Origin of the sequence: Rubritalea squalenifaciens DSM 18772, from assembly GCF_900141815.1 — a bacterium.
Lineage (GTDB): Bacteria > Verrucomicrobiota > Verrucomicrobiia > Verrucomicrobiales > Akkermansiaceae > Rubritalea > Rubritalea squalenifaciens.
This window is the reverse complement of sequence record NZ_FQYR01000003.1, coordinates 720,326-733,230: the sequence shown is the minus strand read 5'-3', so window position 1 is coordinate 733,230 and position 12,905 is coordinate 720,326. Positions and strand designations below refer to the sequence as shown.

General features: G+C 49.7%; 10 protein-coding genes. 6 read left to right on the top strand and 4 right to left on the bottom strand.

Annotated features, from left to right (window positions below; genetic code table 11):
• Nucleotides 1-2: 2 nt before the first annotated feature.
• The 3 genes from BUB27_RS08390 to BUB27_RS08380 are packed head-to-tail and all read right to left on the bottom strand — an operon-like array spanning nucleotide 3 to nucleotide 2,451.
• Nucleotides 3-773 (bottom strand): CAAX prenyl protease-related protein, encoded by a 771-nt coding sequence (locus BUB27_RS08390; protein ID WP_143183363.1) that lies wholly within the window; start codon nucleotides 771-773, stop codon nucleotides 3-5.
• A gap of 3 nt (nucleotides 774-776) precedes the next feature.
• Entirely contained in the window at nucleotides 777-1,946 is a 1,170-nt protein-coding gene (locus BUB27_RS08385) for an aminotransferase class I/II-fold pyridoxal phosphate-dependent enzyme (RefSeq protein WP_143183362.1), read from the bottom strand.
• A gap of 19 nt (nucleotides 1,947-1,965) precedes the next feature.
• Entirely contained in the window at nucleotides 1,966-2,451 is a 486-nt protein-coding gene (locus BUB27_RS08380; protein WP_200797089.1) for an Lrp/AsnC family transcriptional regulator, read from the bottom strand.
• A 235-nt stretch (nucleotides 2,452-2,686) separates the two neighbouring features.
• Here BUB27_RS08380 and BUB27_RS08375 point away from each other — a divergent pair, with 235 nt between their 5' ends.
• Nucleotides 2,687-5,680, top strand: a complete 2,994-nt coding sequence (locus BUB27_RS08375; protein ID WP_143183361.1) for an NPCBM/NEW2 domain-containing protein — start codon at nucleotides 2,687-2,689, stop codon at nucleotides 5,678-5,680.
• Between the two features lie 123 nt (nucleotides 5,681-5,803).
• On the top strand, nucleotides 5,804-7,027 hold the full coding sequence (locus BUB27_RS08370) for an MgtC/SapB family protein (RefSeq protein ID WP_143183360.1): 1,224 nt from the start codon (nucleotides 5,804-5,806) through the stop codon (nucleotides 7,025-7,027).
• 7 nt (nucleotides 7,028-7,034) lie between these two features.
• Here the strand turns inward: BUB27_RS08370 and BUB27_RS08365 are convergent, their stop codons facing one another.
• Nucleotides 7,035-8,105: a 6-phosphofructokinase gene (locus BUB27_RS08365; RefSeq protein WP_143183359.1), complete on the bottom strand. Its 1,071-nt coding sequence runs from the start codon at nucleotides 8,103-8,105 to the stop codon at nucleotides 7,035-7,037.
• A 583-nt stretch (nucleotides 8,106-8,688) separates the two neighbouring features.
• Here BUB27_RS08365 and BUB27_RS08360 point away from each other — a divergent pair.
• From BUB27_RS08360 to polX, 4 genes are all read left to right on the top strand, one after another.
• Nucleotides 8,689-9,090 carry a Minf_1886 family protein gene (locus BUB27_RS08360; protein ID WP_143183358.1) on the top strand — a complete coding sequence of 134 codons (402 nt, stop codon included), beginning with the start codon at nucleotides 8,689-8,691 and terminating at the stop codon, nucleotides 9,088-9,090.
• A 70-nt stretch (nucleotides 9,091-9,160) separates the two neighbouring features.
• Nucleotides 9,161-10,789 carry a DNA polymerase III subunit gamma/tau gene (gene dnaX / locus BUB27_RS08355; RefSeq protein WP_143183357.1) on the top strand — a complete coding sequence of 543 codons (1,629 nt, stop codon included), beginning with the start codon at nucleotides 9,161-9,163 and terminating at the stop codon, nucleotides 10,787-10,789.
• Nucleotides 10,790-10,816: 27 nt separating this feature from the next.
• Nucleotides 10,817-11,125 carry a YbaB/EbfC family nucleoid-associated protein gene (locus tag BUB27_RS08350; RefSeq protein ID WP_143183356.1) on the top strand — a complete coding sequence of 103 codons (309 nt, stop codon included), beginning with the start codon at nucleotides 10,817-10,819 and terminating at the stop codon, nucleotides 11,123-11,125.
• A 51-nt stretch (nucleotides 11,126-11,176) separates the two neighbouring features.
• Nucleotides 11,177-12,901: a DNA polymerase/3'-5' exonuclease PolX gene (polX, locus tag BUB27_RS08345; RefSeq protein WP_143183355.1), complete on the top strand. Its 1,725-nt coding sequence runs from the start codon at nucleotides 11,177-11,179 to the stop codon at nucleotides 12,899-12,901.
• Nucleotides 12,902-12,905 lie beyond the last annotated feature (4 nt).

Sequence of the window (12,905 nt, the reverse complement as noted above, 5' to 3'; positions counted from 1 at the left end):
TCTTACCAGAGTCCAAATTTTCCGTAATACAGAGCATACGTCCCCATTAAGAGGTTCGCTACAGCATGCATAGTGATACAGGCAGCCAAACTTTTCGTTTTCACTGCCACCCAATAGGTGAGCGATCCATAGATGAACGCTCCCAGAAAATCAACAGGTTGGTGAATGGAAATAAAGGCTGCTGTGACGATCAGATAGCTACGCCAATCAGGCTTGCCAAAGGGAACCTTCCAGTAATCACCATCAGGATTGAGGATGAAACGCATCAGGAAACCCCTCCATAAAATCTCCTCTACAAGAGACACAATGATGACTGCGCGGAAAAAGCGAAGAAAGCCAGACACGAATACACCCCCTATGCCGAACTCATCCTTCAGCACCATAGGATCAAACCCCTCTCGTCTTGGCATGACCCCGAGATACTCAAGCCACCCAACACTCTCCTCAGTGTAGCCCATCCAGTCATAAAGCGTTGTCGGTAGAAGCCAAAAGCCAATCCCGACAACACCCATAAGCCCACCGAAAACAACTCGCGAGTCCCACTTTAGATCATAGTGCTTCCAGTAGAACACCAGAGTACCCAGCACCAAAATGGTTTGTATAGGGTACATCCATTGCTCCGGCCAATGCCTCCACCAGGGAGCGTCAGGGTGCTCCCACTTGATTTGATCCCCGAGAGACATCGCCATGTTCAGGAGGAAAAAAGCAGCGAAAGGAACTACGTGAGCGTAGGTCTTGTTCTCTCTCAGTTCAGTTAGGGGGTTACTCGTCATGAATTAGTGAAGAGTACTAACAAAGATCTCCATTCTGTCCATAGCTTCCTTGAGGTCATCCATTCCGGTGGCATAACAACAACGTAAGAAGCCTTCACCACTCTGGCCGAATGCATCTCCCGGCACTGCAGCGACATTTTGCTCTTCAAGCAAGCGCATAGCGAAATCCTTGCTGCTCAAACCAAACTTCCTGATATCAGGAAACACATAAAATGCTCCACCAGGAGTATGGCACTCAAGCCCCATGTCATTGAGTCTCTTCACCAGGTAATCTCTACGCTGATGATAACTCTCTTTCATGCGCTGCACCGCTGGCGCACCATTTTCAAGCGCTTCAATCGCTGCAGCCTGACTTGTGATAGGAGCACACAGCATAGAGTACTGATGAATTTTCATCATGGCCTCGATGATTGGCGCAGGCGCACATGCGTAGCCTAGACGGAAGCCTGTCATAGCAAATGCCTTGGAGAAACCATGCAGCAGAATGCAGCGTTCTTTCATGCCTGGCAATGAAGCTATAGAAACATGTTCATCCGAGTCATACTGCAATTCACTATAAATTTCATCCGTTAGGACGATGAGGTCATGCTTGATACAAAGCGCAGCAATTTCCTCTAGATCCTCTTTAGGGGCGATGGCGCCCGTAGGATTGGTTGGGAAATTCAGCATTACCACCCTGGTCTTGTCTGTGAGAACATTCTCCAGTGCACTAGCTTTGAGCGAGAAACCGTCAGACTTGTGAGTAGCTACTGGAACTGCTTTGCCATGTGCCATGGCGATACTCGGGCTGTAAGAAACGTAGCAAGGCTCATGGTAAACAACCTCATCACCTGGATTGAGTAGTGCTCTCAACGCAAGATCAATCGCCTCAGAGACACCCACGGTAACGAGAACCTCATCGGCCGGGGAATAGTCCACATTGAAGAACTCCCCCACATAAGTTGAGATGTGTTTGCGTAACTGCAGGAGACCAAGGTTGGAAGTGTAGCTGGTCTGCCCTTTTTCCAATGAGTAGATGGCCGCTTCACGGATATGCCATGGAGCACTGAAGTCTGGCTCCCCGACTCCAAGAGAGATCACGTCTTCCCTTCCCTGTACCAACTCAAAGAAATCGCGAATACCTGAGCGTGGCACACTGGCAACCTGCCGTGCAATTTTACTAGTGTAGTCCATAATAAAATCCCAATAGAGCTTATGGTGCGACAGCTAGCCTGCCTTCCGGTTCTTCCATCTCAAAGACAAAGCCGTTCTCCTTGTAGGTTTTGAGTCTGAAATGCGTGGCCGTTGAAAGCACACCGTCGATGGTGCTCAACTTCTCACTGACAAATCTAGCCACCTCTCTCAAATCAGAGCCCTCGACGACCACCATCAGATCGTAGCCGCCACTGGCCAGGTAACAGGCGTCGACCTGATCGAAACGTGCGATTCGCATTGCTAGGCGGTCAAAGCCACCACCTCTCTCTGGAGTTAGCTTCACCTCAATGAATGCTGCCACGTCTGTGCTGCCTGCCAACTCAGGATTCACCACTGCATTGTAGCCAAGAATGGTTCCATCTTTCTCCCACGCCTGGATACGCTCAGTCACCGCCGCCGCGTCCAACTTGAGGAGCTCGGCAAGTTCTTGATGAGTGTAGCGCGCATTTTGGCACAGAAGTTGAAGTAATGGATCTATTGACATGACGGCCATGTGTTAACGGATTGAACCCCATTTGCCAAATTAGATTTCTGCGTTTGGCTGCATTCTATGTCATTTTTCGGCCAAGCCCGTTAATGTCTGAGTTTTTTCTTTCATATAGAGGCTGAAGAGCGGTTAATCACGCTCAGCTGATACTGTGATATATTTAGTAGGCATACGACGTATCCGCAGTATCATTGAGAAACCACACAAGTCACTGTTCTCTTGTTACGATCCTATGAGTAAGCTTAAAACACGCATTATCAGTACCGCACTGGCCCTCACAGCCACCAGTGCGACTTCCATCGCAAACCCGTCTGACCTGAAGGTCACTGAATTCGCTGGCAGCGACGTGGCTCCATCACCTGCCTGTCTCTCCGTGGCCGCAAATGGAGATGTCTATGTAGGCGTTGATCTCCTCGGTTCACTTGGGAAAGGTTCCGGCAAGGGCCGCATCGTTAAACTCGTTGATACAGACAACGATGGAAAAGCGGATAAACACACGGTATTCGCCAAAGTAGACAACCCTCGTGGACTAATTTCCATGGGTGACAAGCTTTATGTCCTCCACACCGTGATCCCAGACGGCCAAAAGCTTACAGGCATGCATCTTTCCGTTCTCACGGATGCTGACCATGATGGTGTTGCAGACGGCGAACCAAAGCGACTCATTGAAAATATTTCCGTGCCTAAGCACAACCAAGATCGTGGCGCCGACCACACAACCAATGGTATCCGTATGGGTATCGACGGCTGGATTTACATTGCCGTAGGTGACTTTGGCTTTGTCGATGCTGTCGGCACAGATGGCAAGAAACTCACCATGCTAGGTGGAGGCATTCTGAGAGTGCGTCCCGACGGATCAAACATGGAAGTTTACACTCATGGACTTCGTAATATCTACGATGTAGCGATTGATCCGTTCATGAACATGTACACCCGCGGCAACACCAACGACGGTGGCGGCTGGAATGTACGCTTCATCCACCAGATTCAATCCGGTGAGTATGGGTACCCAGTTCTTTTCAAACATTTCACCTCTGAAATTATCCCCGCTCTAGCTGACCTTGGTGGAGGATCTGGTACAGGCGCTCTTTTCATGGATGAACCAACCTGGCCAGACAAGTACAACAAGGTGCCCATGATGGCGGACTGGGGACGCAATGAAATCTACATCCATCGTCTTACCCAAGATGGGCCATCCTTCACTCAAAAGCAGGAAGATTTCATCAACACCTCTCAGCCGGCTGATGTCGATGTCGACGGCTCTGGCCGCATGTTCATCGCAGCATGGGCAGGTGCTGGCTACAAAGGAAACCCAAAGCGTGGATACATCCAACTCGTCACTCCTCAGAACTGGCAGTACAAAGCTTTCCCTGAGCTCACCAAGCTCTCGGATGAGGCCTTGGTGAAGGGCTTGCGCTCAGACAGCGCGACGACTCGCCTTAACGTGCAGCAGGAGCTAATCAAACGTGATTCCAAGAAAGCAGCTGGTGAAATCATCGCGATTGCCCAGGACACCAAAGCCTCCAAGGAGTCTCGTGTGGCTGCAATCTTCACCTACAAGCAACTACTTGGTAAGGACGCCAACAAGGCACTCTTGGACCTGGCTGACGACACCGACGTACAGGAGTGGACCATCAGAGCGCTCGCAGATAGACTCGACCAGGTAGCAGATCTCCCGCTTGAGCCGTTCTACGAAGCTCTCAAGTCATCCAATCCACGTGTCCAGGTCGCCGCCGCAGTAGCACTAGGCCGCATTGGCAAAAAAGAAGCCGCCCCTGCCCTTCTTGCTGTTGCTAAACCTCCTGCATCAGAGAAGGATGACGAAGGCACAAAAACTGCCACCGCATTTTTCACTAGTGAAAAGGTAACCGGCAAAAAAGTGATCGATATTGATATCGATATCACCCGCACCAAACAACTCTGCCTGATCGTAGAAGATGGCGGTGACGGAAATGGAGGAGATCACGCCGCATGGATTGACCCTACACTCATTACCGAGAGTGGTAAGAAAGTTCCTCTGAATAAGCTTAAGTGGAAGTCAGCCACACAAGGCTGGGGTAAAACCCTGAAAGGGAAAGACACGACTGGCAAGCCGCTTCAGCTTGTTGATGGAACCAAGGTCAAAGACGGCATTGGTACCCACTCCAAGTCTGTAATTACCTACAAAATTCCGCCTCAATACGTACGCTTCCAAGCAAAAGCCGGCCTCTCCAGCGGAGCAAACGAGTCCGCCAGTGTTAAATTTGCCCTGTCGGCCACGCCTCCAAGCGGGAGTGGCAGCCCTGAAGGCCCTCACGCAACACCCAACTCACCAGTTATTCTGCCTCACGTAGCCGTCCACGCCCTGGTTAACTTGGGTGCTAAAGAAGACTGCTTGGATGCCATCGATAGTGAAAGTCAAGACGGCGCTCTCTGGGCCCTCCACCTCATGCATGATGAGACCGTAGTAAACGCTCTGATCTCCAAATTCAAGGGCTCCAGCGATGCTAAGCTCAAGAATAAGATCCTTCGAACTCTTGCCCGTCTTTACACAAAAGAAGCTCCATATGATGGTTCATGGTGGTGGAAGACGCAGCCAGACACTCGTGGACCATACTATGTGCCTGTGACATGGGAAGCCTCTCTACAAATCGAAGAGCTATTCCGCACAGAGTGGGAATCAGCAACTCCTGATCACAAGGGGTACCTGACCTTCCTCGCCAACAAATACCGCATGAACCTTCAAGGTATCGGCAAAGTTGAGGATAAAGTAGCTAGCAAAGAGAAGAAGATTGGCGACATGTCTATCGAAGACGTCATGCTCGGGCTTGATAAGGCCAAGGGCAATGTAGCTAAAGGTAAGAAACTCATGTCTAGTCAAGCATGCATTGCATGCCACAGCATCTCAGCCAACGACCGCAAACTCGGCCCTGACCTTAATGCGATTGGTGGTCACTTGGACCGCGAGGCTATTGCCGAAGCGATCCTCAAGCCAGATGCAACTATCGCAGATGCGTGGGTTGATGTGGTCAAGACTGACGGATCCAGCATGCAAGGTACCCTCGTTTCAAAAGACGATAAAGAGCTTGTCGTGCGTAATATTGCAGGCATCAGCACCACTGTGCCAATGTCTGAAGTGAAGTCAGTCGGCAAATCCGCCTCTACCATCATGGGGCCACATCTCCTCGATGCTCTTACCATGAAGGAGTTTGCGGACGTCATTGAGTACCTTCACTCTCTGAAGTAAGTAACACTTTTCTAAATAATCACAAAGGGCGCCCTAACAAGGGCGCCCTTTTTTGTTCCTTCCAGAGTTCTTGGCTCCAGTGACCTTCTGTGTTAAAATTCAGATTGATTGCTAGAAACCTCGATGTGGCAAGAAACCCAAGCTTACTTTCTTTCGTTAGCTTTAGGCCTACTCATTGGCTTACAGCGAGAGGTCACTAAGTCACATAGTGCTGGCATCAGAACTTTCACCTTGATCACTCTGCTAGGCTCTGCAGCAGCTACTCTTGGAGTTTGGCAGACCTGTGTCGCCCTTCTGGCTGTAGCCGTCATTCTCGCCGTTGGAGCTATTCACCCCAACCGAAATACAAGTACGGGCCTCACCACCGAAGTGGCTTGCCTGCTCTCATTTTTCATCGGGGCCTTGCTCGTTAATGATGAGCGCATTGTGGCCCTCTTGCTCGCAGGCTGCTGCCTGGTTTTACTACAAACTAAGCGACCTCTACATGCTTTCTCAAGCCAGCTTAATCGTGAGGATCTTCACGCAATTGCGCGCCTATCTCTACTAGTACTGATCATTTTACCCTTGCTACCCAATCGTTCATTTGGACCGCATGAAGCGATCAACCCCTTCAAGATATGGCTGATGGTGGTCCTGATTGTAGGTATGTCTCTAGTCGCCTATTTTGCCTCCAAGTATTTTGGGGAAAAGAAAGGCGCGGTAGCAGCGGGTATACTGGGCGGCCTCATATCTAGCACAGCTACGACTGTAAGCTTCTCTCGCCAGGCAAAAGCTACACCCTCATCCGCTGGCACCGTCACGGTACTGATCTTGATGATATCCTCGACCATTGTCTTTGCGCGAGTTCTTTTCGAAATAGCTTTGGTTGCTATCACGGAGTGGTCAAGCATGGCGACTCCACTCATTTTCATGATGCTATGGATGGCACTTATATCTGCCTTTATCTCCAGAGGCGTGGATAAAAATAGCCCAAATGAGCGAAGAACCACCCCACCCTCAGAGTTCACGGTCGCTGTAATTTTTGGAATCATGTACGCGGCAGTGCTTTACGGAGTAGCGGTAGCAAATGACAACTTTGGCAGCCAAGGGGTCTACGTAGTAGCTGCTATCTCCGGACTGACAGACATGGACGCCATCACCCTGTCATCTGCTCAGATGGTTGCCACTGACACCTTGGCGCCCGCGATCGCTTGGAGATCCATCCTTATTGGCGGCATGGCCAACTTGGTATTCAAAGGTGTCATTGCGTCCATTCTTGGCCCGATAGAGCTCGTCTGGCCCCTCATAAAAGGGTTTGGAGCCTCTCTGGCAGGAGGACTAGTTATTCTCTTAACTTGGCCGCATTAGGGGCAACTCAGTCCCCCATGCAAATGCCGATGGCTCTGGCAGTCTCCACTACTTCACCCTCAGGGTCCACACTACGAAGATGGTTTACCGCCTCTTCGATAGGCACCGAACTTACGTGATATGCTTGGTAGCTAACCATACGGCCGAAATTGCCCTCCTCAGCAAGCTTCACAGCCTTCACTCCAAATCTTGCCCCGAGAATTCGATCTAGGCTGGTAGGCTCACCGCCTCGCTGAAGATGACCTAGAGTACAAGTCCTTGTCTCCTTGCCAGTTCTGTCAGCAATTTCTGTGGCGATCAATTCACCAATACCACCCAGACGAACTTCCCCCTCATGAGCCTCTTTGGTGACTAGTTGCCCCCCTGGAATGGTGGCTCCCTCAGCAACCACAATCATCGTGCTGTGATGGCCTTTCGCCTCACGGGCCTTAATATGCTCAGCTACTTTCTCGAGTGAAAATGGTATTTCGGGCATCAAGATAACATTCGCTCCACCAGCAATTCCTCCCCAGAGTGCAATCCAACCCGCATGGCGCCCCATGACCTCGACGACCATCACACGTTTGTGACTCACGGCTGTGGTGTGAAGCCTATCTAGAGCGTCAACCACGCAAGACACCGCACTATCAAAACCGAAGGTCATCGCAGTAGCCTGAAGGTCATTATCAATTGTTTTAGGCACGCCAATGATTGGGAAACCTGCCTGGTATAGATGAAGCGCCGTGCTCAGCGAACCCTCTCCACCGACAACAATCAAAGCCCTGATTTCAAGCTGCTCCATAGTCCGCTTGGCCTTAACTGTGACAGCCTCGATAGCCTCAACCGGGTCGGAAACACCAATTTTAGCTGCAAAGTGACTCTTGTTTGTCGTCCCCAATATCGTACCACCAAGCTTCAAAATACCTACTGTATCTTCAGGGTCGAGCTTCTGGTAATCACCGGGTGGCAACAATCCTTCAAAACCATCACGGAACCCAATAACCTCCCACCCTAATTTAGCAGCAGCTCCCACAACACCGTGAATCACAGCATTTAATCCAGGGCAATCGCCACCACTATTCAGAATTCCGATTCGCATGGACATAATCTAGCAAATCATACGGACTTGCGAACGGTTTTTTTACATCATCACCCTGAAAAGCAGTCATGCTTTCTCTATGAAAAGATTATGCGAAGGACTGCAACTTGAATCACATTCATAATAATCATAAGCATCTCACCGCCCCCATTAACAAGTTATTCACAAACAGCATAGTGACCGCCTTCAACTCCAACTCGTTAATATCCAGACGAGTCCGAAGCAGCCTCAAACATCTCACCCCCTGAGAGGCGAATAGACGGATTCAGGCCTTCATTCATAAACGGGAATCAGCAGGAAACCCCTTTATGCTTTTATTATTAGTTTGTTACACTCCTCTTAAGATAGCTGTCGTGAAAAATGATTATAGCGCTAACGAAAGCAGCGCCTTTCCATCAATCATACTCATAGTGAAGGCTTGGCTGCCCTCACGCGCCTCCCCGATCGATCAGCAGCAGCGCCTTACGAGCGAATTTCACAACTTATTCACATAATACTTCTCCTTATGAACCTATCAGAGATAGCTCAATATAGGTGAAAGCTTTCTCTTGAATGTTAGTCTTTAAGTGACCAATCTCCAGTCATGCAGCCGGTGCATTTCGATCAAGCTCTGAGAAATATCTACAATCGAGACCAGAGATTCCGACCAGAAGCCTTTGAGTTTCTGAAACAGGCTCTTGATTATACGGTCACAGACCATGAGAAAAATAATGCAATCTCTGGCCAGCACGTCACCGCCAGCCAGTTACTGTCGGGTTTTAGAGATCTCGCACTCAAGGAATTCGGACCAATGGCCGCCACTCTCTTCGAGGAATGGGGTATCACCTCTTGTGAAGACATCGGAGATATGGTCTTCATGTTAATCGATGAGGGGATGTTCGGCAAACAGGACAGCGATAGCCGAGATGACTTCCAGAACATCTATGACTTCCAAGAAGTCTTTGTGGAGCCATTCCTGCCAAAGAGCGCCAAGATCGCGCGCTAGCTGGACTGTCTACCTATAAAAAAGCACTTTTGCCATTGGCATTTTCCAGCCTCTGCATAATCTTCCTCCTGTGAGTTATCAGGTATTCGCCAGGAAGTATCGCCCGAAGACATTTAAAGATGTTCTGGGTCAAGATCATGTGATCCAAACCCTCAGGAACGCTATTGAACAAGAGAGGTTAGCCCATGCCTACCTCTTCGTGGGGCCGCGAGGTACAGGTAAGACCTCTACTGCGCGTATCTTGGCAAAAGCCTTGAACTGCAGCAATGGTCCGAGCATCGATTTTGACCCTGATGAAGACATCTGTCAGGAGATCGCAGAAGGACGCTCTTTGGACGTTCTGGAGATCGATGGTGCTTCAAACAACGGCGTGGACCAAGTCAGGGACCTGCGAGACAACGTGCGTTTTGCTCCGAGCCGCTGTCGATACAAGATCATCTACATTGATGAGGTGCACATGCTCACCACACAGGCGTTCAACGCTCTCCTTAAAACACTGGAAGAGCCTCCCGAGCACGTAAAATTTATTTTCGCCACCACTGAGCCAAATAAGATTCTGCCTACGATCATTTCTCGCTGTCAGCGTTTTGATCTACGCCCTATCGCTACGCAGACGATAGCTGACCACCTCATCTATATTGCCAACAACGAAGGTGTAGAACTCGAGAAAACAGCTGCTTGGACGGTTGCCAAGGGTGCCGAAGGTGGCATGCGTGATGCTCAGTCCATGCTGGACCAGCTGGTGGCCTTTTGTGGCAATCATATTACTGAAGCCAATGTCTTGGATGTGTTTGGATTCACCTCTAGAGAGACAGTCGCTAAACTCACTAGCAGCATTCTGGAGAAGGACACCTCTGCTGCCCTGAAAATCCTCCATGAGCAAGCCTCGACAGGTAAGGAACTGAGTCAACTGCTTGATGACTCGATCGGCTGTTTGCGTTCTCTGCTAGTTGCCAAAGTCGATCCAAACGCCGAGAGCGACGGCATACCCGTTGAACTCTGGCAGCCCTTAGTAGAGCTATCCACATCTGTGCCTACTGATCGCCTCCTCAATCTCGTGGATATCTTTGCAGATACAGAATCTCGCATGAAGTGGGCTACGAACAAAAAACTTCATTTCGAGATCGGCCTGATCAAAGCAATACAATCTCTCAATGACGCACGGATAAGTGATGTCATCAAGGCTCTCGCCGGAGCTGGTCCCGTGGATATTCCACAACAGGCTACACCGCCTGCCAGCAAACCAGCCTCAAAAGACAAAGAGGTCGCTGTCGTGCTAGAGCAGAAAGATGAATCACCTGATCCTATTTCACAGCCTGAGCCCGTAATAGACACCCAGCCTCAACCTGAACCAATCGCTGCCGCGGCTCCTGCTCCGGAGCCTGTTAGCCAGCCAGCACCCGAACCTGTCATTACCACGACAGAGCCAGAAGCAGCAACTAGACCCAAAAAGAGTGGTGATCCCATAATGGGGCTCGATGCACTTATTGCCGATGCACCTGACAAAGCGCCGGAACCCGCTCCAGAACCTGCTGTGATTGCCAGGGAGAAGCAGCAACAGGCTGAGACTGCAGCAAAAGCTGAAGCTGCAGAAAATGCACCTCCAGAGGAAGAAGAGGATAATGGTGACGAAGAATTCTATCAGGACCCTCTCATTCAAAAAGCCCTCAAGCTATTTCAAGCTACGCTTGTCTCCTAAATTTCAACTCAACCAATTAATATCACCATGAATCTGAACAAACTCATGAAGCAGGCCCAGCAAATGCAAGCTGGCATGGCCAAAGCCCAAGAAGAGCTCGCACAAAAGACAGTGGAAGCCTCTGTTGGTGGCGGTAAAGTCACCGTAGTGGCCACAGGTGCTGGCGACGTTCAATCCATTAAGATTGACCCGTCAGTTGTCGATCCCGAGGATGTGGAATTTCTTGAGGACCTTGTACTCAAAGGAGTACAGGAAGCCGTAACCAAAGGAAAGGAGATGGCTGCTTCTGAAATGTCCAAACTTACCGGTGGCATGAATATTCCAGGCCTCGGATAAGCATTAAGAACACACCAATGCTCAATTCAAACACGCTCCCCCTCTCCTAGCATGACTCGTGAAGACATCGCAGATGTGCTAGAGAACATAGCACTACTACTGGAGCTTAAGGGGGAGAATGTTTTTAAAACTCGGGCCTATCGTAATGGAGCGGAGATAGCCCGAACTGGCGACTGTGACATCATTGGTCTAGCCAAAGAAAACCGTTTAGCTGAAATCGACGGCATCGGTAAAGCTCTACAGGACAAAATTCACGAGCTGGTTACCACCGGCAAAATGGATTACTACGAAGACCTTCGCTCAGGATTCCCCCCTACTCTTTTTGATTTATTTGAAATCCAAGGTCTAGGCCCCAAAAAAATCAAAGCGCTCTACGACAAGCTAGAGATCGACTCCATAGAGTCTCTTAAGCGAGCGTGTGAAGATGGCTCAATCTCTCAGCTTAGCGGATTTGGCGCCAAGACAGTTGAGAAACTGTTAGCAGCTATCGAACTAAGAGAGAAGTTTTCCTCACTATTCAGGCTTGGTGATGTGGCTGTCTTAGCCGAGTCCTTACTTGATGCGATTCGTGCGCACCCCGCTACCTTACAATGCTGCCACGCCGGGTCCTACCGCAGATCCAAAGAGATCCTACATGACATCGATATTTTGGTGGCAACCGACCACCCTAGCGAACTCACAAAATATTTCTCTGAACTCGAAATTGTCGAAGACGTCATTGCTTGTGGGAGCACGAAAGCCTCGGTGCGCCTGGCGAATGGTCTACAGGCTGATCTGAGGGCTGTATCCAATAAAGAGTTCCCCTTTGCCCTCCAGTATTTTTCTGGCAGCAAGGAGCACAATGCTGCACTGCGCCAGCGCTCCTTAAAAAAGGGCTGGTCTCTGAATGAGTATAACTTTTCCGTAAAAGAAGACGCTGAAGCTCCACCTGAGATTCAGCAGGAGGAAGACATCTATCAGGCTTTGGGGCTTCAATACATTCCTCCGGAACTCCGTGAAAACCGTGGTGAGTTTGAAGCCGCTGAACATGGAGTAATTCCTAAACTGATAGAATTAGAGAACCTGCGCGGCACTTTTCACAACCACACAACAGCTTCAGACGGCAGAAACTCTCTTGAGGAAATGGCCGAAGCTGCCATCGATCTAGGCCTCGAATACCTTGGGATTGCTGACCATTCCAAGTCATCTTTCCAAGCTAACGGCCTCTACCCGGAGAGACTTCTTAAACAAATTGATGAAATAAAGGCTCTCAATAAACAATGGGAGGGATCCTTTAGACTACTAGCTGGCTCGGAGGTTGATATTCTCAAGGATGGCTCATTGGACTTCCCGGACGACATCCTAAAGCAGTTAGATTATGCAGTAGCCTCTGTACACAATGCATTTACCCTGAGCGAGGATGAGATGACGGCCCGAATTATCCGCGCCATGGAGAATCCTTATATCACCATGCTTGGCCATGTCACTGGGCGCCTCCTCCTCAAAAGAGAAGCCTATGCAGTTAATATCGATAAAATTATCGATTGTGCTGCCGAGACCGGCACCATTATTGAACTCAATTGCAGTCCCTATCGATTGGACATGGACTGGCGACACTGGAGAAAAGCCTGCGACAAGGGTGTACTCTGCTCCATCAACCCAGACGCCCATCGAGTCGAGCATCTCCAGTTTCTTTCATTCGGCGTCCGCCTCGCTCGCAAAGGCTGGCTACGCAGACAAGATGTCATTAATACAAAGCCCCTGGCAGAAGTTCTTGAATTTCTCAAAATTCAGTAGAATC